This is a genomic window from Pseudarthrobacter sp. fls2-241-R2A-168, from assembly GCF_030209335.1.
Lineage (GTDB): Bacteria > Actinomycetota > Actinomycetes > Actinomycetales > Micrococcaceae > Arthrobacter.
Map to the genome: position 1 here is coordinate 1 of NZ_JARVSG010000030.1, position 23,513 is coordinate 23,513.

General features: G+C 65.9%; 23 protein-coding genes. 6 read left to right on the forward strand and 17 right to left on the reverse strand.

What is annotated here, in order from left to right; all coding sequences use genetic code 11:
• Positions 1–245: 245 nt before the first annotated feature.
• The gene (locus QRN11_RS15590; RefSeq protein WP_285313493.1) at positions 246–428 is read left to right on the forward strand and encodes a hypothetical protein; all 183 of its coding nucleotides are present in this window, start codon (positions 246–248) and stop codon (positions 426–428) included.
• Positions 429–495: 67 nt separating this feature from the next.
• On the opposite strand, the gene QRN11_RS15595 is transcribed toward QRN11_RS15590, so the two are convergent.
• The 10 genes from QRN11_RS15595 to truB all read right to left on the reverse strand — a co-directional run bounded on the left by QRN11_RS15595 (position 496) and on the right by truB (position 10,782).
• Positions 496–1,014, reverse strand: a complete 519-nt coding sequence (locus QRN11_RS15595) for a DUF1579 family protein (RefSeq protein ID WP_142064174.1) — start codon at positions 1,012–1,014, stop codon at positions 496–498.
• Positions 1,015–1,132: 118 nt separating this feature from the next.
• A complete protein-coding gene (locus QRN11_RS15600; RefSeq protein WP_285313495.1) occupies positions 1,133–2,476 on the reverse strand; it encodes a M16 family metallopeptidase in 1,344 nt (447 codons plus the stop codon).
• A gap of 125 nt (positions 2,477–2,601) precedes the next feature.
• The gene (locus QRN11_RS15605; RefSeq protein WP_285313553.1) at positions 2,602–4,863 is read right to left on the reverse strand and encodes a polyribonucleotide nucleotidyltransferase; all 2,262 of its coding nucleotides are present in this window, start codon (positions 4,861–4,863) and stop codon (positions 2,602–2,604) included.
• A gap of 243 nt (positions 4,864–5,106) precedes the next feature.
• Positions 5,107–5,376 carry a 30S ribosomal protein S15 gene (gene rpsO, locus QRN11_RS15610; protein ID WP_013600532.1) on the reverse strand — a complete coding sequence of 90 codons (270 nt, stop codon included), beginning with the start codon at positions 5,374–5,376 and terminating at the stop codon, positions 5,107–5,109.
• Between the two features lie 217 nt (positions 5,377–5,593).
• Positions 5,594–6,877 carry a kynureninase gene (kynU, locus tag QRN11_RS15615; protein ID WP_285313498.1) on the reverse strand — a complete coding sequence of 428 codons (1,284 nt, stop codon included), beginning with the start codon at positions 6,875–6,877 and terminating at the stop codon, positions 5,594–5,596.
• On the reverse strand, positions 6,874–7,728 hold the full coding sequence (gene kynA / locus QRN11_RS15620) for a tryptophan 2,3-dioxygenase (protein ID WP_285313499.1): 855 nt from the start codon (positions 7,726–7,728) through the stop codon (positions 6,874–6,876). The genes kynU and kynA overlap by 4 nt, the downstream gene beginning before the upstream one ends.
• Positions 7,729–7,818: 90 nt before the next feature.
• Positions 7,819–8,802, reverse strand: coding sequence for a bifunctional riboflavin kinase/FAD synthetase (locus QRN11_RS15625; protein WP_285313500.1), 984 nt, complete (start codon positions 8,800–8,802; stop codon positions 7,819–7,821).
• 132 nt (positions 8,803–8,934) lie between these two features.
• Positions 8,935–9,393, reverse strand: a complete 459-nt coding sequence (locus tag QRN11_RS15630) for a hypothetical protein (protein ID WP_285313501.1) — start codon at positions 9,391–9,393, stop codon at positions 8,935–8,937.
• Between the two features lie 22 nt (positions 9,394–9,415).
• Entirely contained in the window at positions 9,416–9,769 is a 354-nt protein-coding gene (locus QRN11_RS15635; protein ID WP_091418140.1) for a hypothetical protein, read from the reverse strand.
• A 2-nt stretch (positions 9,770–9,771) separates the two neighbouring features.
• Entirely contained in the window at positions 9,772–10,782 is a 1,011-nt protein-coding gene (truB, locus tag QRN11_RS15640) for a tRNA pseudouridine(55) synthase TruB (RefSeq protein WP_285313503.1), read from the reverse strand.
• Positions 10,783–10,895: 113 nt separating this feature from the next.
• Here truB and QRN11_RS15645 point away from each other — a divergent pair, with 113 nt between their 5' ends.
• Positions 10,896–12,062, forward strand: coding sequence for a pyridoxal phosphate-dependent aminotransferase (locus tag QRN11_RS15645; RefSeq protein WP_285313505.1), 1,167 nt, complete (start codon positions 10,896–10,898; stop codon positions 12,060–12,062).
• A gap of 26 nt (positions 12,063–12,088) precedes the next feature.
• Here QRN11_RS15645 and trxA read toward each other — a convergent pair whose 3' ends face one another.
• Together trxA and QRN11_RS15655 are read right to left on the reverse strand one after the other, a co-directional pair.
• A complete protein-coding gene (gene trxA / locus QRN11_RS15650; protein ID WP_285313506.1) occupies positions 12,089–12,526 on the reverse strand; it encodes a thioredoxin in 438 nt (145 codons plus the stop codon).
• 2 nt (positions 12,527–12,528) lie between these two features.
• Entirely contained in the window at positions 12,529–13,011 is a 483-nt protein-coding gene (locus tag QRN11_RS15655) for a nucleoside deaminase (protein WP_285313507.1), read from the reverse strand.
• A gap of 176 nt (positions 13,012–13,187) precedes the next feature.
• Between QRN11_RS15655 and QRN11_RS15660 the strand changes: the two genes are divergently transcribed.
• Positions 13,188–14,336 (forward strand): ScyD/ScyE family protein, encoded by a 1,149-nt coding sequence (locus tag QRN11_RS15660; RefSeq protein ID WP_285313508.1) that lies wholly within the window; start codon positions 13,188–13,190, stop codon positions 14,334–14,336.
• 76 nt (positions 14,337–14,412) lie between these two features.
• On the opposite strand, the gene rbfA is transcribed toward QRN11_RS15660, so the two are convergent.
• The 5 genes from rbfA to rimP all read right to left on the reverse strand — a co-directional run bounded on the left by rbfA (position 14,413) and on the right by rimP (position 20,376).
• Positions 14,413–14,922 carry a 30S ribosome-binding factor RbfA gene (gene rbfA / locus QRN11_RS15665; RefSeq protein WP_285313509.1) on the reverse strand — a complete coding sequence of 170 codons (510 nt, stop codon included), beginning with the start codon at positions 14,920–14,922 and terminating at the stop codon, positions 14,413–14,415.
• A 243-nt stretch (positions 14,923–15,165) separates the two neighbouring features.
• Entirely contained in the window at positions 15,166–18,102 is a 2,937-nt protein-coding gene (infB, locus tag QRN11_RS15670) for a translation initiation factor IF-2 (protein WP_285313511.1), read from the reverse strand.
• 155 nt (positions 18,103–18,257) lie between these two features.
• Complete coding sequence (locus tag QRN11_RS15675; RefSeq protein WP_285313512.1) at positions 18,258–18,602, reverse strand: YlxR family protein; 345 nt, start codon at positions 18,600–18,602, stop codon at positions 18,258–18,260.
• A gap of 185 nt (positions 18,603–18,787) precedes the next feature.
• Entirely contained in the window at positions 18,788–19,768 is a 981-nt protein-coding gene (nusA, locus tag QRN11_RS15680) for a transcription termination factor NusA (protein ID WP_142063013.1), read from the reverse strand.
• The gene (rimP, locus tag QRN11_RS15685) at positions 19,768–20,376 is read right to left on the reverse strand and encodes a ribosome maturation factor RimP (RefSeq protein WP_285313513.1); all 609 of its coding nucleotides are present in this window, start codon (positions 20,374–20,376) and stop codon (positions 19,768–19,770) included. Before rimP ends, nusA begins: the two co-directional genes overlap by 1 nt.
• A gap of 106 nt (positions 20,377–20,482) precedes the next feature.
• Here rimP and QRN11_RS15690 point away from each other — a divergent pair, with 106 nt between their 5' ends.
• The 3 genes from QRN11_RS15690 (at position 20,483) to QRN11_RS15700 (ending at position 23,479) form a co-directional block, all read left to right on the forward strand.
• The gene (locus QRN11_RS15690; RefSeq protein ID WP_285313514.1) at positions 20,483–21,592 is read left to right on the forward strand and encodes a DUF4439 domain-containing protein; all 1,110 of its coding nucleotides are present in this window, start codon (positions 20,483–20,485) and stop codon (positions 21,590–21,592) included.
• A gap of 67 nt (positions 21,593–21,659) precedes the next feature.
• On the forward strand, positions 21,660–22,388 hold the full coding sequence (locus tag QRN11_RS15695; protein WP_285313515.1) for a VIT1/CCC1 transporter family protein: 729 nt from the start codon (positions 21,660–21,662) through the stop codon (positions 22,386–22,388).
• 47 nt (positions 22,389–22,435) lie between these two features.
• The gene (locus tag QRN11_RS15700) at positions 22,436–23,479 is read left to right on the forward strand and encodes an aminoglycoside phosphotransferase family protein (protein WP_285313516.1); all 1,044 of its coding nucleotides are present in this window, start codon (positions 22,436–22,438) and stop codon (positions 23,477–23,479) included.
• Positions 23,480–23,513: the final 34 nt, after the last annotated feature.

Here is a 23,513-nt window from a genome sequence, read left to right on the forward strand (position 1 = left end):
CCGGCTGGACCTCACCCACCGGCCGCCACTACAAAGCCGAACAACCCGACCACGATCCACCCCAATGGCCACCCGGACACCTGCCCCGTGCAACCGACACAACCCGGCTCCCGACGCGTGCGCCGGAAACAACAAGGCTCTTGAAGGGTGCAACGGATACAACCGGACTCCTGACCCGTGCAATCGACACGACTGGATTCCTGACGCCTGCTCAAGATCCACCCGCAACGGAATCAAGTGGATCCATGGACTTTCCGGGCTTCAACCCGCCCTTTGCAGAGCCAGTCGATGACGACCTTGACGATCCCTCCGACTACGCGCCGGACGATCCCATCTGGGCCGACTTCTACGCCCACCCCCCAAAACTGCCCAAAGACCCGCTCAAGGAGTGGCAGCGGAAGTGGGAGCGGGACATGATTAACTCCTGAAGCCGCCGGCAATCTGGAGTCGCCTGAAGTCCGATTCTGTTTTGAAGTCCGAGCTGCTCTGAAAACGTCAGCTCCGCTGGAACGACGAGCTCATGAACGGGACATAGGCAGAGCCAGTCCCGTCGGCCACTCCCGCTTCCTCATGCATCCCGCTGTCCCCCGTGGCCTTGTCGTCACGGGTACGAAGCTCCGTCACATGGGTCAGCACGTCGCCATCCACGCGCAGCGTATGGCGGGTCCAGCCGGCACCGCCGCGGCGCTCCACGCGCAGGGCTCCGTTGTGCCATGTGCACCGGACCGCAGCCGCGGGTGCCGGGCCTGCATTGTCTACGTAGTACCAGAAAACGTCCTGGTGATCCGGATCGACCGTGAAGATGCCATGGCCTTCGAAATGCGTCCCGTCCGGTTCGCGGTGACTATAGCTCTGCACCACCGCGGACCCGCCCGCTACCGGGGTGTACGTCACCTCGGCATCGACAGTTCGCTCGGGGCCCCAGGCACCAGCAGCGAACCGGGTACTCCCGCGCCAGTGGCCCAGGAATCCTGCCAGGGCCCGCGGGGCGCGGCCGGGAGGGATCCGTTCCACATCCCTCACCTCCAGAACTGAAGCCTTGCCCGGCCACCGGCCAGGTCCTGCCGTTCCCGCTGAGTCACGCCGTTCCCGCTAAATCCAGCCGTTCCGGCCAGGTCCGCGGTTTGCCCGGTTAGAGCCCGAAAGTCTCGGTCTCTTCAAAGGGTCCCACAACAGTCACGGTCCTGGGTGCCGCAGCCAGCTCCGCCGCAAGGTCCTGGACCTGCTCGGCCGTCACAGCCTTGATGAGCCGCAGGGTTTCATCGATGTCCTGGTACTCACCGGAGACGAGTTCGGCCCGGCCCAGCCGGGACATCCGCGAGCCCGTGTCCTCAAGGGCCAGCACGATGCCGCCACAGAGCTGGCCTACGGCCTTGCGGAGTTCGTCGTCGGAAATTCCATGCTCGGCAAGCTTCTCCAGCTCGATCGACAGCAGGTCCAGGACCTGGCGCACCTTGGATGGGGTGCAGCCGGCGTACATGCCGAAGTACCCGGCATCGGCGTAGGAGGACGCGAAGGAATACGTGGAGTAAACGAGGCCGCGCTTCTCACGGATCTCCTGGAACAGGCGCGAGGACATGCCTCCGCCCAGAACCGCGTTCAGGACGCTCATGACATAGCGGCGTTCGTCGGTGGCGACGATGGTGGGGCACCCCATGATGATGTTCGCCTGCTCCACCGCCCGCTTGACCACGTGGAGGCCTGCGGTCCCGGTGATCAGGGCCCGGTCCGTGGAACGGCGCTCGACGGGCGCGGCGTCGGGTTTCAGCGACCAGCCCGCAGACTCGAGGGCGTCCACCACGAGGTTGCAGACGACGTCGTGCTCCAGGCCCCCGGCAGCGGTGATCACCAGTTCATCGGGCCGGTAATACCGCTGATAGTGTTCCCACACGGAGTCGCGGGCAACGGCCTTAATGGCATCGGGCGTGCCGCCGATGGGCCGGCCCAGGGGATGGTTGCCGAGTACAGCGGAGACAAAGTGTTCGTGTGCGACGTCGGTGGGGTCGTCGCTGTCCATCGCGATTTCCTCGAGGATGACGTCGCGTTCCTGCTCCATCTCCGCCGGGTCCAGCACCGCTCCGGTGATCATGTCCGCAATGACGTCGATGGCCATGGGCAGGTCGGAGTCCAGGACGCGGGCGAAGTAGCAGGTGCTTTCCTTGGCCGTGGCAGCGTTCGACTCACCGCCTACCTCGTCAAAGGCGGAAGCGATTTCAAGGGCTGTCCGGCGCTTTGTCCCCTTGAACAGGAGATGCTCCAGGAAATGCGTGGATCCGTGCTGTCCGGGAGCCTCGTCCCGGGAACCCACTCCCACCCAAAAACCGATGGTCGCAGACCGCTGCCCCGGCATTGCCTCCGTCAGCACCCGCACTCCCCCGGGCAGCACGGAACGCCGGACCTCGGAGCCGCCGTCGGAACCGTGGACCAGGGTGTCGCCGCGGTGGTTCTGCTCAAGCGGCAGGGGTACAACAGTCATTGAGGCCTTTCAAAAGGGGCAGCCGGGATCTGGCTGCCATCGTAACAGCGGCGGGGCCGGTGGATCATCCACCGGCCCCGCCGATTCATGCAAGTACTGCGGGCTTCGCCCGCAAGCCGGAGCTGTTAGACGTCAGCGCCTTCAGCAGGTTCGGTGGTGTGGGCGCGCTCGGTCTCTACCTCGGCGCCTTCTTCCTCGGCAACCACCGGGGCGAGCGAGAGCTTTCCGCGGTCGTCGATCTTGGTGATCTCCACCTGGACCTTCTGGCCCACCGAGACAACGTCGTCGACGTTGTCCACGCGCTTGCCGTTGGCCAGCTTGCGCAGCTCGGAGATGTGCAGGAGGCCGTCCTTGCCCGGGGTCAGCGACACGAAGGCACCGAAGGTGGTGGTCTTGACGACCGTACCCAGGTAACGCTCGCCGATTTCCGGGACCTGCGGGTTGGCAATGGCGTTGATGGCGGAGCGTGCTGCTTCTGCAGACGGACCGTTGGTGGCGCCAATGTAGACCGTGCCGTCGTCCTCAATGGAGATGTCGGCGCCGGTGTCTTCCTGGATCTGGTTGATCATCTTGCCCTTGGGGCCGATGACCTCGCCGATCTTGTCCACGGGGATCTTCACGGCGATGACGCGCGGAGCGAACTCGGAGAGCTCGTCCGGGGTGTCGATCGCCGAGTTGATGACCTCGAGGATGTGCAGGCGGGCTTCGCGGGCCTGCTTCAGCGCTGCTGCCAGCACCGAGGCGGGGATACCGTCGAGCTTGGTGTCCAGCTGGATGGCCGTGACGAACTCGGAGGTACCGGCAACCTTGAAGTCCATGTCGCCGAAGGCATCTTCAGCGCCGAGGATGTCGGTCAGTGCCGCGTAGCGGGTCTGACCGTCCACCTGGTCGGAGACCAGGCCCATGGCGATACCGGCGACGGCGGCCTTCAGGGGCACACCGGCGTTCAGCATGGACAGGGTGGAGGCGCAGACGGAACCCATCGACGTCGAACCGTTGGATCCGAGGGCCTCGGACACCTGGCGGATGGCGTAGGGGAATTCCTCGCGGGACGGCAGGACCGGCACGAGCGCACGCTCGGCCAGGGCACCGTGGCCGATTTCGCGGCGCTTGGGCGAACCCACGCGGCCGGTTTCACCGGTGGAGTACGGCGGGAAGTTGTAGTTGTGCATGTAGCGCTTGGTCTTCACCGGCGACAGCGAGTCGATCTGCTGTTCCATCTTCAGCATGTTCAGCGTGGTGACACCCATGATCTGGGTCTCGCCGCGTTCGAAGATGGCCGAACCGTGAACGCGCGGCAGGACCTCAACCTCGGCGGTGAGCTGGCGGATATCCGTCAGGCCGCGGCCGTCGATGCGGATCTGGTCCTTGAGGATGCGCTGGCGCACCACGTGCTTGGTGACCGAGCGGAATGCTGCGGACAGCTCCTTCTCGCGGCCTTCGAACTGGCCGGCCAGGGAAGAGGTGACCTCGTCCTTCAGGGCGTCCGAAGCGTTGTCACGCTCCTGCTTGTCGGCGATCTGGAAGACGGCAGCCAGCTTCTCGGCGGCAGCGGCTTCAACAGCGGCGTAAACGTCGTCCTCGTAGTCGAGGAAGACCGGGAACTCAACGGTGGGCTTGGCTGCACGGGCAGCCAGGTCCGCCTGGGCGTCGCAGAGTGCCTTGATGAACGGCTTGGCAGCCTCGAGGCCCTCGGAAACAACCTCTTCGGTGGGGGCGGTGGCGCCCTGTTCCTTGATGAGGTTCCAGGAGTTGTCGGTTGCTTCGGCTTCAACCATCATGATGGCGACGTCGTCACCGGCAACGCGGCCGGCCACCACCATGTTGAAGACGGAGTTTTCCAGCTGGGAGTGCTTGGGGAAAGCAACCCACTGTGATCCGTTGTCGTCGGCGACCAGGGCAACGCGGACGCCGCCGATGGGGCCGGAGAACGGCAGGCCGGAAAGCTGCGTGGACATGGAGGAGGCGTTGATGGCCACCACGTCGTAGAGCTCGTCCGGGTTGATCGCCAGGACGGTGACCACGATCTGGACCTCGTTGCGCAGGCCCTTGATGAAGGCGGGGCGCAGCGGGCGGTCCATCAGGCGGCAGGCCAGGATGGCTTCGGTGGACGGGCGGCCTTCACGGCGGAAGAACGAGCCCGGGATGCGGCCGGCAGCGTACATGCGCTCTTCGACGTCGACCGTCAGCGGGAAGAAGTCAAAGCCTTCACGCGGGTGCTTGCCGGCAGTGGTAGCGGACAGCAGTGCGGTGTCATCGTCGATGTACACCATGGCTGCGCCGGCTGCCTGCTTGGCAAGGCGGCCGGTTTCGAAGCGGATTACGCGCTTGCCAAAACGGCCATTGTCAATGACTGCTTCCGAGAACTGGATTTCGGGACCCTCCAAGAGAGTCACCTCCGTTTCTGTTTGACGGAAGTCCAGCCGCATCAACCCGGCCAGCATCTGTCTACTGGCCCTGCACCCGGTCATCGATCGAGACCCACGGGCCGCCGGCTTCAATCAACGAAGCCGTTCCCGGGGATCACTACCGAGGACCGCGAATGCGTGATGCGGTTGATCCTCCTGTTTAATTTTTCATTTGAAGAAGGCGGCCCGTTCCGCGATGGAAAGGGCCGCCCCTAAGTCCGACTAGCGGCGCAGGCCGAGGCGCTCGATGAGCGAACGGTAGCGGGCGATGTCAGTCTTCTTGAGGTAGCTCAGCATGCGCTTGCGACGACCAACCATGGCCAGCAGACCGCGCTGGGTGTGGTAATCGTGCTTGTGCTCCTTCATGTGCTCAGTCAGATCCTTGATCCGCTGGGTCAGGACTGCAACCTGGACCTCCGGTGAACCGGTGTCGCCTTCTCCGGTTGCGTATTCCTTGATGATGGACTGCTTTACAGCGGCGTCAAGTGCCACAATAACTCCTAGGGATGTGCCGTGAGGGCCCAGGTCAGAAACTCACTGCCGGGTCTGCCGCTTGCAGCCGGACCAGGACATCCTGGCCAGCGCCGCGCGCGGCAGGAACCAGCCGCCACGGACTGCAGCCGGATCCATCGTCCAGTTTACCGGCCCCGTCCCAATCTTGTCGAAACAGGGCCCGCCAAGGAGGCAATCAGTCGAGGCAGGCACCCAGCTAGCGCAGCAGCCGGTCCCGGATCGCCGACATCCCGTCCAGGACTTCCTCGAAGCTGGTGCTCAGCGGCGACAGCCCCACGCGGATGCCGTGCGGGGCGCGGAAGTCAGGGATCACGTCGTCATCCCACAGCGCCGCCACCGTCTCCTTGCTGAAGGCGGGATGGTCCAGGGTGATGTGGCTGCCCCGCTCCCCCGGTCCCCGCGGCGTGGCAAGCTCCACGCCCAACGGGGCCAGCAAGGCATCGAAGACCTCGATGGCGAAGGTGGTCAGCTGCACTGACTTCTCCCGGATGGCAGCCATGCTTGCCTCTTCGATGAGGTCCAGCGTGCCGCGCATGGCGAGCATCCCAAAAATTGCCGGCGTCCCGCTGAGGAATCCGCGGATGCCGGGAGCAGGCTCATACCCGGCCGCCATTTCGAACGCATCCTTGCGCCCCATCCACCCCCAAATGGGCTGGTTGAGTGTGCCAACGTGCCGCTGGTTGACGTAGGCGAACGCGGGCGACCCCGGGCCGCCGTTGAGGTACTTGTACGTGCAGCCGGCAGCAAAGTCCGCGCCCGCACCGTCCAGATCCAGCTCCACCGACCCCGCGGAATGGCAAAGATCCCACACCACCAGCGCACCGGCGTCGTGCACCGCTTGGGTGATGGCCGGCAGGTCAGCCAAATGGCCGGAACGGTAGGCGATGTGGCTCAAAAGTACGACGGCGGTGCGCGGCCCTGTCACCTGGCGCACCTGGTCAACGGTCACCCCGGCCGCGGGATCGGTTTCGATCCAGCGGAGCGTCAGGCCTTCCTCGAGGGCGATGCCCTCGACAAGGTAGCGGTCCGTGGGGAAGTTTTCGGTGTCCAGTACCAGCTCGTTCCGGTCCGGGTCGGAAACGGCGGCGAGGGCTGCGCGGATGAGTTTGTACAGGACCACCGTGGTGGAATCGGCGATGATGGTCTGCCCCGGAGCCGCGCCGAGCACGGCCCGTCCCAGCTGGTCGCCGATGGCCTGGGGCAGCTCGAGCCATTCCTCGTCCCAGCCGCGGATTAAGCGGCCGCCCCAGCCGTCCCGGATAAAAGCGCCGATGTCCTCCACGGTCCGCTTCAGCGGCCGGCCCAGCGAGTTCCCGTCCAGGTAGGACAGAGGCGTGTCAGTGCCGATGAAGAGGTTCCTGTAGTGCGCCAGCGGGTCCTGCCGGTCCAGCACGGCAGCGCGCTGCTTCAGGGATGCGTCCGCGCTTTCTGCGTTTCCTGCCGCCGCGTTTCCTGCCACGGGCTGCTTTTGGATGCTCATTGGCCGATCTCCGTCCTGACCGCGAATAGTTCCGGGAAAAACGTCAGTTCCAGTGCCTTCTGCAGGAATGCGGCACCGCTGGACCCGCCGGTCCCCGACTTCATGCCGATGGTCCGCTGCACAGTGCGCAGGTGCCGGAACCGCCACAGCTGGAAGTTGTCCTCCAGGTCCACCAGTTCCTCGCAGGCCTCGTAGGCGGCCCAGTTGTCGGCAGCATTTTCGTAGATGTGCTTGAACAGTGGAACGAGTTCCGGAGTGAATTCATGGGCCTGGGCAACGTCCCGCTTGAGCACGGACTCGGGAACATCAAAGCCCTGCCGCGCCAGGTAGGCCAGGAATTCGTCGTAGATGCTGGGCGCATTAAGCAATTGCTCCAGCATGGCGTGGGCTTCGGGATCGGACTCGAAGACCGAGAGCATCTTGCCGTTTTTGTTGCCGAGGATGAACTCCACGGCGCGGTACTGGCTGGACTGGAATCCCGAGGCATGGCCCAGGAAACCGCGGAACTGCGAATACTCGGTTGGCGTCAGCGTGGCCAGCACGGACCACTGTTCGGTGAGGGTTTTCTGGATGTGCTTGACCCGGGCGATGCCCTTGAGCGCCGAACCAAGATCGTCGTCCCGCAGCCACGCCGCGGTGCTGCGCAGCTCATGCAGTACCAGCTTCAGCCACAGCTCGGTGGTCTGGTGCTGGATGATGAACAGCATCTCGTCATGGTGTTCCGGCCGGCTGACCGGGTGCTGTGCGCTGAGCAGGGTTGGCAGTTGCAGGTATGAGGCGTAGCTCATCCTCGAGCTGAAATCGCGGACAATACCTTCGTCCAGTTTCCTGGTGTTCTTCTCAACGGACACGGTACTGCCTTTCGCTCCTGCGCTTGTTGCCGGCGGCCTGGCTGGAATTCCTGCCTGCGCTTCCTGACTGTGGCGCCGACGTTCGAACCGTCAGCGCCTGGCCAGGAGGTCGTGCGCCTGGACCACGTCCAGGCGCATCTGGTCCACCAGCGCCTCAGGCCCACGATAGGCCACCATGCCCCGGAGCCGGGCCACAAATTCAACAACTACTGTCTGGCCGTACAGATCGAAGTCTTCCACCGCTTCATGCGGACGGTCGATCACGTGCGCTTCCACCTGCCGGCTCACGCCGTCGAACGTGGGATTGGACCCCACGGAAATGGCCGCGGGCCACCGTGTCCCGGCCTGGTCCACCAGCCAGCCGGCGTAGATGCCGTCGGCGGGGATGAGTCCGCTGGCATTGGAGGAGAGGTTGGCGGTTGGAAATCCGAGGGCGCGGCCGCGGGCAGCGCCATGGACCACTTCGCCGCGCATCCGGTGGGAACGGCCCAGCACTGCGGCCGCGGTGGCCACGTCCCCTTCCTGGAGGGCTTCGCGCACCCAGGTGGAGGAGCAGCGGCGGTCCGTGCCGTCGTCGTTATGCAGCGGGTAGCCCTCCGAGCCGAACTCGCTGATCACCTGGACGTCGAAGCCGAACTTCCCGCCCAGGGCCTTCATGGTGTCCAGGTCGCCGGAATTGCCACGGCCGAAGCGGGCGTCGTGGCCGATCACCACGTGGCTGGCGTGCAGGCAGTCCACCAGGAACTGCTCCACGAACTCTTCAGCGGTGAGGCTGGCGAGGTCCAGCGAGTACTTCATCACCAGGATGGCGTCCAGGCCGAGCTCCCCCAGTGCCTCAAGCTTGTCCTCAAGCCCCATGATCAGTTCAGGTGCCGACTCAGGGCGGTGGATCAGGGCCGGGTGGGGATCAAAGGTGACTGCCACGGACCTGGACCTGGTGAGCCGGGCGGTGCGGATCAGCTCGGACAGCACCTGCTGGTGGCCGCGGTGGACGCCGTCGAAGTTGCCGAAGGTGACAACAGATGGGCCGAAGTCCGCCGGGACTTCGGACGGATCGTTCCAGATGTAGACCATCACCCTCGCCTTTAACTGCGTGCAAGTATCAACGTTCAGGACCGTACCGGCCACGGAACTCTCTAAAGATTACCCGCACTCAGAGGTGCGGCTTTGCCAAGGGCCGGCTGCGGGAACCCGGCTCCTTGGCGGTCATGCCATCAGTGAGGGCCGGCGGCGGTACAGCCAGACCAGGCCCAGGATGGGCAGCAGCAACGGGATGAATCCGTAGCCACGGCCAAACAGCGACCAGACGGTCTCGTGCGGGAACTGGACGGAGTCAAACACGCTCAGGGCGCCCACCACCAGCACTCCCACCAGTTCCACCAGGACCGCGGCGACAGAGACCTTGAACCATGTGCTGCCGGGCTTGGCCAGGGACACTGTGGCCACCACGTACACCAGCGCGGCGAAGGCGGACAGCAGGTAGGCCAGCGGCGCCTCGGAAAACTTGGTGAGGATCTGGTACCCGGCGCGGGCAGTGGCTGAAATGGCGAAGACCGCGTAGACCGCGATCAGCAGTCGCCCCGGCCCGGTGTTGCGGGTGTTCTTGGCACCCGTAGCGTTGGCGGCTGCGCCCTTGGCGGGGGCTGCGGAGTTCTGGTTTTTCACGTTTGGTGCTTCTTCTTCCACTTCAGTACCAGATCTGGTTCATTCGGGCGGCCATCACCAGTGCGGTGACGCCAACAGCGGCCAGGACAAAGTTGCTCCACCGGGTCCGTTCCAGGATGGACCAGTAGACGGCGGCCGGCGGCAGGAGCATGGCGGTGGCGAGGTAACCCCAGAACTCCCAGGCCTCTCCGGCGATGGGTTCGCCGGCGATGACCCGCACGATGGATCCCACCAGGTACACCAGCAATGCCACCTCGACGGCCGCCACCGAGAGGATGGTGACGTCGTTCGGGGCTTTCTTGAGGATGCCCGCCAGCAGGCAGGTCCCGGTGGAGATCAGACCCACCACCAGGATGATGTAGAAATACGCGTCCACGCTCAGGCCGCCCCGGAGGTGCCGGGGACCGGCCTGTCGGTGGTGCCCGGCCGGTCGGAGGTGCCGGGGGCTGGCCCGTCGGTGGTGCCCGGCCCGTTTGAGGGTCCGCCGGTCCCGGGTGCGAACACCAGCACGGGTTTGGCGAAGCTGCCGGCGTCGGCCAGCAGTGCCACCAGGCTTCCGTCCGGGGCGAAGGCAGCGGCGGGATGTTCGGCAGTGGCTGCGGCGGAACTCCCGGGGGCGGCGCCGGCAGCGATCCGCCGGCCGAAGGAGATCTCCGTGGTTTCCTCCGGGCTGAGTTCGCGGTTGGGCATCAGCGCCCGGGCGGCATCGGCCATGTCGAGGACGTTGAGTTCCTCGGCAAGCTGTTCAAGGGTGCGCGCCTGCTCCAGCGAGTACGGTCCCACGTGCGTGCGCCGCAGGGCTGTGAGGTGTCCCCCGACGCCCAGCGCATTGCCGAGGTCGCGGGCCAGCGCACGGATATAGGTCCCCGACGAGCATTCCACGGTGACGTCCAGGTCCACGACGTCCGCCGCGGCGTCCCTGTTGATGCTGTGCACCTCGAACCGGTGGATGGTGACCGGGCGCGACGCGAGCGTGACTTCTTCCCCCGAGCGGACGCGGGCATAGGCACGTTCACCGTTGACCTTGATGGCGCTGACGCTGCTGGGCACCTGCTGGATCTGACCGGTAAGGGCCGCAACGCCGTCGTGAATTGCCTGCTCAGCCACCTCCGCAGTGGAAGCCGTGGCAGTCACTTCACCTTCGGCGTCGTCCGTCACGGTGGACTGTCCAAGGCGGATGGTGGCGGTGTACGTCTTGGAGGTGCCAACAATGTAGGTGAGCAGGCGGGTTGCTTTGTTGATGCCCACCACCAGCACGCCCGTGGCCATGGGATCGAGGGTGCCGGCATGGCCTACTTTCCGGGTACCGGCGATGCGCCGCATCCGGCCAACCACATCATGGCTGGTCCATCCCTGCGGTTTGTCCACTATCACCAGTCCAGAAAGCACGCTTCCCAGTATATCGGCGCTGGTCCCGGCCCCGGCCCACACCCGTCGGGCCTCGGCTGGCGGCCGACCCCTGCGGCTGATTGTGCAGTAAAGAGCCGGTTAGGATGGCAGGCATGCCTGAGCTTGCCGCCCATGTCCGCGACGTGCCCGTCAACCAGATCCGCGAGATCACCGAGGCCGCGTGGCGCACCCCCGGCGCGCTGGTCCTCAGCATCGGCGAGCCCGGGTTCCCGCTCCCACGTCACGTCCTCGACGCCGGCATCGCCTGCCTGGACAGGGACGAAACCAACTACACCCCCAATGCGGGCGTCCCGGCGCTGCGCGATGCGTTCGCGGCGCGCTTCCGGGAACGCGCAGGCGTCGGCCACAACAACAGCATTGGTGCTGAACGGGTGTACGTGGTGGCCGGCGCGCAGCAGGGCCTGCACCTTGCCATGAGCCTGCTGCTCTCCCCCGGCGACGAGATCCTGATTCCCAACCCGGGCTACCCCACTTTTGCCATGACCAGCCTGCTCCTGAACGCCGTCCCGGTGGGCTACCCGCTCTACCCGGACCACGATTTCCAGCCCAGGACCGAAGATATCGAGGCGCTCATCACGGACCGGACCCGGGTGCTGGTCCTGAATTCCCCGTCCAATCCGCTGGGCGCGGTCCTCGCGGAAGAGCTGACGCGGGAACTCGTGGAGCTGGCCCGGCGCCACGATCTGTGGGTGATCTCGGACGAGTGCTACGAGGCGTTCACCTACGATGTGCCGCACGTGAGCCCGGCGAGGTTCGACGGCGAACAGCCGGGCGAGGCGCGTGTCTTCACCTCCCTGACACTGTCGAAGACGTACGGCCTCACGGGGCTCCGGATCGGCGCCCTGGTGTGCCCGCCGGGCCTGGAGCAGAAGATGAACAATGTGATGGAGTCGATTGTCTCGTGCGTGGCATCGCCGTCACAGTACGCCGCTATCGCAGCTCTTACCGGACCCCAGGATTACGTCCGGCACGCGCACGAACACTACCGGGCCAACCGGGACGCGGCGTCCGCGGTGCTCGATTCAAAGGGCATTCCGTATTTGAAGGCCGACGGCGCGTTCTACCTTTGGGCGGATGTGTCCCATGTCAGCGGCGGCGACGTCCGGGCCTGGGTCCGGCGCTTCCTCGCCGACTCAGGTGTTGCCCTCGCACCGGGGACGGCGTTTGGTTCCATTGGCGAGGGCTGGGTGCGGATTGCGCTGTGCGGCAAGCGGGAGGAACTGCTCGAGGGACTGTCCAGGCTTCCCGAACGGGTGTGACTCAGCTGCTCAGCGCAGCTTTTCCGTCAGCGCCGCGTTCCCGCCAGCGCACCATCCAGCCAGGTGCGGAGCGCTTCGGCCGGTGCCGCTCCCGCCTGCCGGGCAGCCACCTTTCCGTCAACGATCACCATCAGTGTGGGGATGGCCTGCACGTCGAACCGCCGGGACAGGCCCGGATTCTTGTCCACGTCGACCTTGACCAGCTTGACGGCCCCCTCGCGCTCGCGGGCCAGTTTGTCCAGGACCGGGCTCACCATGCGGCACGGTCCGCACCAGGCAGCCCAGAAATCCACCAGCACCGGCACGGGCGACTGTTCGGCCACCGTGCTGAAATCGGCGTCGCCTGCGTCCACGATCCAGGGCAACCCGCCGTGGCAATTGCCGCAGCGTGGCCGCCCGGCGGCATGGGCCGGGACCCGGTTGGTTTTCCCGCAGTGGGGACACTTGATGAGGGAAGCTTCCATGCCTAGTAGTCCTTCCGGCTTTTATGCGCGCCCCAGGCAAGGAACGGGGCGTCCGACGCCGGCACATCGCCTCTGCTGACCGGCAGCAGCTCGGGACGGGTGCCGGAGAAGTAATCGTAGAAGATGGCATCATCAAAGCCGGCGGACGCGGCGCCGTAGCGGTCCGCCGCAAAGTAGACACGGTCGATCCGTGCCCAGAGAGCCGACGCCAGGCACAGCGGGCACGGCTCGCAGCTGGTGTAGAGGACTGCCCCACGCAGGTCAAAGTTCCGAATGGCGGCAGCTGCCGTGCGGATGGCCACCACTTCGGCGTGGGCGGTGGGATCGTTGTCGCGGGTGACCCGGTTGACCCCCTCGTGCACTTGCCCGTCTTTGGTCACCACCAGGGCACCGAAGGGACCGCCGCCTTCGGCAACGTTCCGGGTGGCAAGTGCCACGGCCCGTTCGAGGTAATGGTTCGCAGCGCCCTGGTCCGCTTGGTTCATAGCTCGATCCTAGCCAAAGGGGTTGGTATTAGGGGACGAAGTAGGGGGCGGATTAGGGGGCAGTTCCCCGGCAACTACCCGTGGGTACAGGCCTAGTCTTAGGCCGGGAGCTCCCTGCCCGTCCTCCCATCCACTCCATTCCCCGGCTCCCAAGGCCAAAAATCACGGAGTACCCAATGAAGACAAAGTTTCCGATCGCCGCGTGTATTGCTGCCGCGGCGTTAGTCCTTCCCGCTGGGCCCGCGGTTGCGGGTTCCAGTGACCAGCCGACTCCGCGCACGCGGGCCGAGGGCCTGGCAACACCTCTCAGCCTGGCCGTGGATGCGGAGGAATCGATCCTCGTCACCCAGAACTTCGCCGGCCTCCTCAGCCGTGTCCATGATGACGGCACCACCACTACGCTCTACCAAGGCAAAGAGGGTTGGGACGTTGGCGGCGTCGAAATGCACCACGGAACCACGTATTTTGTGGAGAGCATAGGCGCGGGCGTCGGTATACCCGAGAACCTCCAAGGCCACTTGAAGTCCATTGACGAGGACGGAGACGTCCGAACCATCGCGGACCTGGCCCGCTACGAACGTAAGCACAACCCGGACGGTGATCAGCATTACGGCTTCAGTGACGACGTCTCAGACAAATGTCTGGAGGGTTGGCCTGAGTTCCCGCCCGCCCGTTACAAGGGCACGGTCGATTCACATCCCTACGGTGTGGCGGTGAAAGGCGGTAAGGCGTATGTAGCTGACGCTGGCGCAAACGCCATTCTTGAAGTCGACCTTGAGAGCGGCGACATTTCCACATTGGCAGTGCTGCCCCCGCGGCGCACGGTTATTCCAGAAAGCGCTGCCCGTCCAGAGGCGGAGGGTGGCCTTGGTGTGCCGGCCTGCGTTGCTGGTGAAAAGTATGCTTTCGAGCCTGTGCCCACCGACGTAGAGTTCGGCCCCGATGGCCGGCTGTACGTCACGTCCCTGCCTGGCGGTCCGGAGGATCCGTCCCTGGGAGCCAGGGGTGCAGTGTTCCGGGTGGATCCCTGGGACGGCGACGTGCATCTGTGGGCTGACGACATCCTGACCCCCACTGGCCTTGCGATCGCTGACAATGGCGATATCTACGTCGCTTCGCTCTTCGGCGGCAACATCCTGAAGTTGAGTTGCTGGGGAGACCACCGGTCTGAGTTCGTGACAGTAAACCAGCCGGCGGCCGTCGAATTCCAGGCCGGACACCTGTTCGCTACGGTTGATGCGCTGTCCGGCGCTCCGGCGGGCCCGGGAGCGGCTCCTCCAGCAGAGCAATTCAACGGCAAAGTGGTCCGGATTCATGTCGACTAGCCACTGACGGCAGTTTTGCGGGAAACGGAAGGCCCGGACCATACGGTCCGGGCCTTCTGCTGCGTTGCCTTTGTTGCTACTTGTGGCCGTCTTCGTCGAATTCCTCGGCATCGGTGAGGTCGAGGTCCTCTTCGTCGAAGTCGTCTTCGTCGATGTCCACATCGCCGGACGCATCGGTCTTGTAGGGATCAGGGTCACCCGCATGCCTGGCCTGCGCCGCGAGGGCGGCCACTTCGGCGTCGCGCTTCTTGGCCTCCCGGAGCAGCTCCTCGAGGTTCGAAGCGATAACGGGAATCTCATCCGAGACGAACTCAAGGGTGGGAGTCAGTCGGATGCTGAGGTTGCGCCCCACCTCCTGGCGCAGCACACCCTTGGCCTTCTCCAGGCCCTTGGCAGCGTCAGCCTGGACAGCCTGGTCACCCAGAACGGTGTAGTACACAGTGGCATGCTGCAAATCATTGGTCACCCGGGCATCAGTAACAGTAATACCCTCCAGCCGGGGATCCTTAACCTTCCGGCCCAAGGCCTCAGCAACAACAACCTTAATCCGCTGCGCCAACTTGGCAGCACGTGCCGGATCAGCCATGAACAACTCCTAAAATTTGGGACGTACGACGGCATGTTGCAGCAGCCGTACCCACATTGGACTAATTGATGCCACGCACAAAAGGTGAGTCAAAGACGGACCCGTCGGGATTCTTCCGGCGGCCCGGGAGTGGCATCGGGCCTGCCGAAGCTGGGCGGCAAAGGATCGCAGATCCGTTGCCGCCCAGCGAAGGGGCGGGGCCGCCGGAAAAATCCCGACGGCCCCACGATAGAAGATCAACGCTTAGACGCGCGGCTTCTCACGCATCTCGAAGGTCTCGATGATGTCACCTTCGGTGATGTCGTTGTAAGACCCAAGACCGATACCACACTCGAAGTCCGTGCGGACCTCGGTGGCGTCGTCCTTGAAGCGCTTGAGCGTCTCAACGGTGAGGTTGTCACCGATGATCTTGCCGTCGCGGCTGATGCGTGCCTTGGTGTTGCGGCGGATGATGCCCGAGCGGACGATCGAGCCGGCGATGTTTCCGAACTTGGAGGAGCGGAAGACTTCGCGGACCTCGGCGGTGCCCAGCTGGAATTCTTCGTATTCCGGCTTGAGCATGCCCTTGAGCGCCATCTCGATGTCATCGATCGCGGAGTAGATGACGGAGTAGAAGCGCATGTCCACGCCTTCGCGGTCTGCCAGTTCGGCAACCCGCTCGGCGGGCTTGACGTTGAAGCCGATGATGACGGCGCTGTCCACTGTTGCCAGGTTGACGTCGTTCTGCGTGATGGCACCAACACCGCGGTGGATGACGCGCAGCTGCACGCCTTCGCCCACGTCGATCTTGAGCAGGGCGTCTTCGAGGGCTTCCACGGCACCGGACACGTCACCCTTGAGGATGAGGTTGAGGGTGTCGATCTTGCCTTCGGCCACGGCCTGGTCGAAGTCTTCGAGGCTGATGCGCTTGCGGCGCTTGGCCAGTGCGGCGTTGCGGTCGGCAGCTTCACGCTTCTCGGCGATCTGGCGGGCGGTGCGCTCGTCAGCGGTCACGAAGAAGGTGTCACCTGCACGCGGGACGTTGGACAGACCCAGCACCTGGACGGGGCGGGACGGGCCGGCCTCGGTCAGGGCACTGCCGTCGTCGTCGAACATCGCACGGACGCGGCCGTGGGCCGTGCCTGCCACGATGGTGTCGCCGACGCGCAGGGTGCCGGACTGCACCAGGACGGTGGCTACGGAACCGCGGCCCTTGTCCAGGTTCGCTTCGATGGCGATACCGCGGGCGTCCTTGTTCGGGTTGGCGCGCATGTCCAGGGCAGCGTCCGCGGTGAGCAGGACTGCCTCGAGCAGCTCGTCGATGTTGAGGTTCTGGCGGGCAGAGACCTCCACGAACATGGTGTCGCCACCGTATTCTTCGGGAACCAGGCCGTACTCGGTCAGCTGGCCGCGGACCTTGTCCGGGTTGGCGCCTTCCTTGTCGATCTTGTTCACGGCCACCACGATGGGCACGTTGGCTGCCTGGGCGTGGTTGAGGGCTTCAACGGTCTGGGGCATTACGCCGTCGTCCGCTGCGACCACCAGGATGGCGATGTCGGTGACCTTCGCACCACGGGCACGCATGGCGGTGAACGCCTCGTGGCCCGGGGTATCGATGAAGGTGATCTTCCGGTCGTCGCCTTCGTGGGTGTGCGTGACCTGGTAGGCACCGATGTGCTGCGTGATACCGCCGTGCTCGCCCGCCATAACGTCGGACTTGCGGATGGCATCGAGCAGGCGGGTCTTACCGTGGTCCACGTGGCCCATAACGGTGACTACCGGAGGACGTGCCTCGAGGTCTTCATCGCCTTCGGCTTCGAGTTCGGCTTCGAAGTCGATGTCGAAGCCGGAGAGCAGCTCGCGCTCCTCGTCCTCCGGGGACACAACCTGGAGCTTGTAGCCGAGCTCTTCACCCAGCAGCGCGAAGGTTTCCTCGTCGAGTGACTGCGTGGCCGTTGCCATTTCACCGAGGTGGAACAGCACGGTCACCAGTGCGGCGGGGTTTGCCTCGATCTTGTCAGCGAAGTCCGTGATGGACGAGCCGCGGCGCAGGCGGATGACGGTGTTGCCGTCGCCGCGGGGTACGCTCACGCCACCCAGCGACGGTGCGCTCATCTGCTCAAGTTCCTGGCGCTTTGCACGCTTCGACTTGCGCTGCTTGCCACGTCCGGCGCCGCCCTTGCCGAAAGCACCCTGGGTGCCGCCGCGTCCGCGGCCGCCCTTGCCAAAGCCACCGCCGGCGGGAGCTCCGCCGCCGCCACCGGGACCACCGGTTCCGGGAGCGCCGCCCGGGCGTCCGGGACCACGGCCGCCGGCACCGGGACGTCCTGCACCGGCCGGAGCCGGGCGTTCAGTGCGGTTGGGCATCATGCCCGGGGTGGGACGGTTTCCACCGGCACCACCGGGGCGCGGTGCACCGGGGCGGGGGCCACCGGCACCCGCTGCGGGACGAGGCCCGCCAGCGCCGGCCGCGGGACGGGGACCACCGGGACGGGGTCCACCGGCACCTGCTGCGGGACGCGGACCGCCGGGACGGTCGCCGTCGGTACGGCCTCCACCCGGGCGGGGCATGCCCTGCGAGGTAGCGAACGGGTTGTTGCCCGGACGGGGAGCACGCTCACCGTCGCCGCCACGGCCACGGGGCATGCCCTGCGAGGTAGCGAACGGGTTGTTGCCCGGGCGGGGACCGCCGGGACGGGGAGCAGAGCTGCCTGCCGAACCGCCCTGTCCGCCGGAGCGGGTGGGGGCAGCGGGAGTTTCGGCCTTGGGGGCCGGACGCGCACCGGGCTTTGCGCCGGTGGATGGAGCAGTGCTGGTAGGGGCGGCGGGGGCCGCCGGAGCTGCAGGCCGGCTGGCAGCAGGTGCCGCCGGAGCCGAAGCAGCAGGCTGGGCCGGTGCTGCCGGAGCGGCGGGGGCAGGTGCCTGCGCCGCGGGAGCCGGAGCCTTGGGAGCTGCCGGGCCGGGAGCCGGAGTTGAAGGACGTGCTTCTGCCGCCGGGGCGGGCGCCTTGGGCGCGGCCGCCGGTGCTGAGGCCTTGGCCGCAGCGTCGGGGAAGGCGTTGCGCAGTTTACGCACAACGGGGGCCTCAATGGTGGAAGAGGCGGAGCGAACAAATTCGCCCAGTTCCTGCAGTTTTGTCACTGCATCTTTGGAAGTAATACCGAGCTCTTTGGCGAGCTCATGTACGCGGACCTTGGCCACATTTCTCCTGTCTCGGTCCGCACCGAGCCAGGCACGAACCGTCTACTTCTTACTGCGGACCCCAGCCGCGATTACTACGGAAGGGCCCATTGCAGAGCGCAACAAAGTTGTTGTCATCGTTACGCACTCATCGCTGGGAACTCATCGGGTTTCCATCAGATTTCTGACCCGCTTTCAGGTTGGACGGTTGGTGTTGCAGTTGCCGTGGTGCCTGCAACGTTCGTTTCCGGCTTGATCCAGTCTTCGACGGCGGCAGTTTCCGTTGCGCCCGCAAGGGCACGTCCGAAAGCCCGCCGTTTGATCGCCAGAGCCAGGCACGATTCGCTGGGGTGCAGCCAAGCACCCCGGCCAGCCAGCCGGCGTCGTTCATCCACCAGGACAGCGGCAGAGCCGTTGCCTTCGGCGACGAGCCGGAGCAATTCAGACCGCAGGCCCTTCTTCCGGCATCCGATGCAGGTACGTTCGGGGTGATTCCCGGTGGAAAGCTCTGCCACGGTCATCTTCCTGACATGTATATCTGCTGGCCCCGGGAATGCCTGGCCTTCCGCTGAGTCAGCGGAAGGGGCATGCTCGAGGCACACGGCTGCCGGCCGTTGGGCGCGGCCTTTTCTATTCTAGCCCCTCCGGGCCGTTCTGCCCGAAACCGCAGAGCAGTCCCGGCGTGGCCACCCCGGAGAGGGTTGGTTCAGTTTTCGCGCGGAGCCGCTGCGTCGGACACGATATCGATGCGCCAGCCGGTCAGCTTGGCCGCCAGGCGGGCGTTCTGGCCCTCCTTGCCGATGGCCAGGGAAAGCTGGTAATCGGGAACCACCACGCGGGCGGAACGCGTAGCTTCGTCGGTGATGGTGACCGAATTCACCCGCGACGGCGACAATGCGCTGGCAATGAAGGTGGCCGGGTTCTCGCTGAAGTCAACGATGTCGATCTTCTCGTCGTTCAGTTCCGTCATCACAGCCCGCACGCGGGAGCCCATTTCACCGATGCAGGCACCCTTGGCGTTGATGCCGGGGGTGTTGGCCTTAACCGCGATCTTGGTGCGGTGGCCGGCTTCCCTGGCCAGGGCAACGATCTCCACGGAGCGGTCGGCGATCTCGGGAACTTCCAGTTCGAAGAGCTTCCGGACGAGGCCGGGGTGGGACCGGGACAGCGTGACGGACGGGCCCTTGGAGCCGCGGTGCACATCGATCACCAGGGCACGCAACCTGTTCCCGTGGAGGTACTTCTCCCCCGGCACCTGCTCGGGCGGCGGCAGGAGCGCTTCCACGGTGCCCAGGTTGACCTGGACCATGTGCGGGTTGTGGCCCTGCTGGATGGTGCCGGCCACAAGTTCGCCCTCACGGCCCTTGAACTCACCCAGGACGTTGTCGTCCTCAACGTCGCGCAGACGCTGCAGGATAATCTGGCGGGCGGTGCTGGCGGCGATACGGCCGAAGCCCTCCGGGGTGTGCTCGAACTCGCCGATGGGGGCGCCGTCGTCGTCGATCTCCACGGCCCAGATGGTCACGTGGCCGCTCTTGCGGTCAAGCTCCGCGCGGGCCTTCTCGAAGGCGCCGGGCGACTTGTGGTAGGCCACCAGGAGCGCCTGCTCGATGGTGGGGATCAGGAGGTCCAGCGGGATTTCACGCTCACGCTCCAGAAGTCTCAGTGCGCTCATGTCAATATCCATCAGGCCTCCTCAGAAGGTCCATTGTGTTCAGGTTCCAGACCGTCCTCGTGGAGGTGGCTGAATTCGATCTCGACTTTTCCGTTGCGGATCCTGTCGAAAGGAAGCTTGATGGGATCGCCCTGCCTGGGCTTCATTCCCTTTTTGACCGCTATCTCGGGGACGATGGTCACGCCTGAGGCGTCCACCGCCTGGATGCGGCCCGTGACGTTGTCGCCTTGGAGGACGTTGACTTTCGCCATTCGCCCCTTGGCGCGGTGCCAGTGGCGCGGCTCCGTCAGGGGTCGACCGACGCCGGGCGAAGAGACTTCGAGGTCGTAGGGGCGGCCGTCATCTGCGGGATCATTGTCCAAAACATCGGAGAGCACCTTGGAAATTTCGGCGATGACATCAAGGCTGACTCCGCCGGTCTCCTCCTGCGGCAGATCCACCACTACGTGGACCACGCGGTGGGATCCGGGGATGATAGCCACGTCCTCCAAGTACAGGCGGTTGGCCTGGACGGAGGGTTCAAGGAGCGCCCTGAGCCGTGCAGCTTCCGGATTGTGCGCGGCCTCAGCCTTACCCGTTCCGGTATGGTCTGATGAAGCTGTGGCTTCTGCATTGCTCACGATGCCGGCCGCCTCCCTATAGATGATGTTGTGTGTACTAGCGTAGCTATTTTACCGGTTCATTGGAGCACGGGGATTCCCCCTCGACGTGGCACCATGGTCTGTTGTGAAAGACGACAACCAGGAAAACCGCCCGCGGATGCGCTATTTCCGGTACGCCGTTTTTTCCCTCGCAGCCCTTCTGGTGGTCAGCCTGGGCTTCGCTTTTTCCCCCGCTGAACCGCCCGCTCCTGCGGAACCGCCTTTCTCGGAGCAGGCCCGCGAAGCCGCGCTGAACGAGGCGCTCGAGCTGCGGTCCGCAGCGTTGGAGCTGGGCGCTGCAGACGCCGGCAGCAATGCCGGCGCTCCGGCGGAGGAGCCGATGACCCAGGTTGTGACGTTGCTGACCATCCAGGCCCGGGCACTGCTGCTGCCTGGAAGCCAACCTTCCGCGGAGGCACCCGGGCCAACCTCTGCGCCGGCTTCAGCGGCCGGGGTCCCGCCAACCGCCGCTCCCCCACCCTCCAGTCCTCCAGTGGTGACCGTTGCGGACTTTGCCGCCAGCCTCGCCGCCAGTGGCCGGCAACGCCTCAAGGATGCGGAAACGGCCGACGGCGGCATGGCACGTTTGCTCGCCGGCGCCGGCACAGCACAACTCCTCGCCGCCGAACGGCTCGGCGCGGCAGGCTCCCTTGAGGCAGAAGCGCAAGGGACCGAATCTCACGACGCCACGGTGCCGGCCCCTGCGTGCCCTGCCACGCCCTCCGCTGCTGGCTCCGCCTCCACGTCCCCTCCCACCGGAGCCAGCCTGGGAACCGCCCTCGTCGCGGCCGCCGGCGCCGAACTGGAGACGGCGTACGGCTACCAGGCAGCCCTCACGCGCCTTCCGCCTGAAGCCGTCCGCCCGGCGTCGGAATTCCTGGCGCAGCACCAGGACCTTGCCGTCCATGCCGAGGAATACGGGCGAACGCATTGCGCGACACTGCTCCCGCAGCCGCCGGGATATGTCCTGGACCAGGGGTTCCTTGACGCCCCGGCGGCCGGACTTGCCGGCCTGGAAGCGGACACGCTGCCGCTGTACGGCGACGTTGTGGCGCTGGCCGACGGGGCCACACGCGCCTGGGCACTGGCGGCCCTGCAGGATGCCGCGCGGAGGGCGCAGCACTGGGGGGCGGACACAAGTCCTTTGCCGGGCCTGGTGCTGGATGAAGGGCAGCTTCCGCCGCTGCCGCAGTAATCACAGGGCTCCTCCTCCGCTGCATGCCGTGCTGGCAGGCCGGGGCGCCGGATGGTTTGCTGTAGGGATGGACACAGCCAGTGCATCCGCCTTCCATGACAATGAACCGCACAGCAATGACCTGGCCCAGCGCCTCAACTGGCTGCGCGCCGGTGTCCTGGGCGCCAATGACGGGATTGTCTCCGTGGCAGCGATCGTGGTGGGAGTCGCCGGAGCAACCGCTGCCTCCGGCCCGATCCTTGCCGCAGGCGCAGCCGGCCTGGTGGGCGGCGCCGTATCCATGGCGCTGGGCGAGTACGTCTCGGTGAGCAGCCAAAGCGACAGCCAAAAGGCCCTGATCGAGAAGGAACGCCGCGAGCTGGCCGAAGAACCGGAAGTGGAGCTCGCAGAACTCACGGCGATCTACCAGGCCAAGGGCCTGAGCGAGGAGACGGCAGGACGGGTGGCGGCGGAATTGACAGCACACGATGCCCTCGCCGCGCACCTGTCCGCGGAGCTCAACATTGACGAGGACGACATCGTCAGCCCCTGGCATGCAGCTTTTGCATCAGCGGTGTCCTTCGTGATCGGGGCGGCCCTGCCCATGCTGGCGATCCTGCTTCCGCCGCGGGACGTCCGGGTTCCGGTCACGTTCCTCGCCGTGCTCCTGGCATTGGCACTGACGGGCGCACTCGGGGCGTGGATCGGCGGCGGCTCCAGGTTCCGCGCCGCAGTGCGGGTAGTGGCCGGGGGCGCACTCGCCCTCGCCGCCACCTTCACCATCGGCAACCTTCTGGGGGCCACGGGCGTGGTCTGAAGGGTATCTGCGGTACGTGCCGCACCAGTGGACTTAGGCTGGAACTGATGAGCCAGCCAGCGGTAGTACCCATCCCTCCGGACCTCACTGCCCGCTACACCCGCAGCAGTGCCGGACGCGCCTGGCTCGCTTCCCTGCCGGACCTCATCCAGGGCCGCCTGGACAACTGGGAGCTGGCCCCGGACCTGCGTCCCGGCGCCCTGCCCTGGAACGGCCATGGCGGCATCGTGATCCCGGTGCGGCAGCAGGACGGCACCCCGGCAGCCCTCAAAATCGCCTTCCCGCACGACGAAGCACGGGTTGAGCGGCACGCCCTGGCCCTCTGGCAGGGCCACGGCGCGGTAGCACTGCTCGCCTCCCACGCCGGCACCTGCGCCATGCTCCTGGAACGGCTCGACGGCGAACGCTCGCTCGCCACCGTGCCCATGGAGGACGCGGTGGTGGTATGGGGCGGCCTGGTGCGGCAGCTGAGCGTCACCCCCGACGACCGGCCGCAGTGGTTTGAGTTCGAGCACATCGCCGCCCGCGCGGAGCAGTGGAGCGATGACCTGCCCGCGGACTGGGAACAGCTGGGACGGCCGTTCCCCCGGTGGCTCCTCGAGGCCGCCCTGGAGGTGTGCCAGACCCGGGGTGCGGTGGGACGGCGGTCCGCCCGCGACGTCCTCGTCCATACCGACCTGCATTACCTCAACATCCTCGCCCGTCCGGCTGACCCTGGCCGGCAGGTGCTTCCGACGGCGGAGGGTTACGCCGCCATCGACCCCCAGCCGATGATCGGGGATCCCGAGTTCGCCGTGGCACCGCTGTTGTGGAACCGCCTGTCGGATCTGCCGTTGGACAACCCTGCGGCCGGCCTGCGACGCCGTTGCGCCGGGTTCAGCTCCGCGGCGGGCCTGGACCCCGAGGCAGCCAGGCAGTGGGGAATTGCCCGGGAGGTGGCCAATGCCCTGGGGTATGCAGGCAAACCGGATCATCGCGGGGACCTGGCCCGCTCCCTCTGGGTGGCCAGCACCCTCGCCGGCAGGACCCTGGACGGGCTGCCTCCGGCCCACCGCCTGCCGGAGCCCGGCGAAGCGGTAGGCGCCCGGTAAAGGGGCGCCCGCTAAGGACGTACCGTGGTCAAGC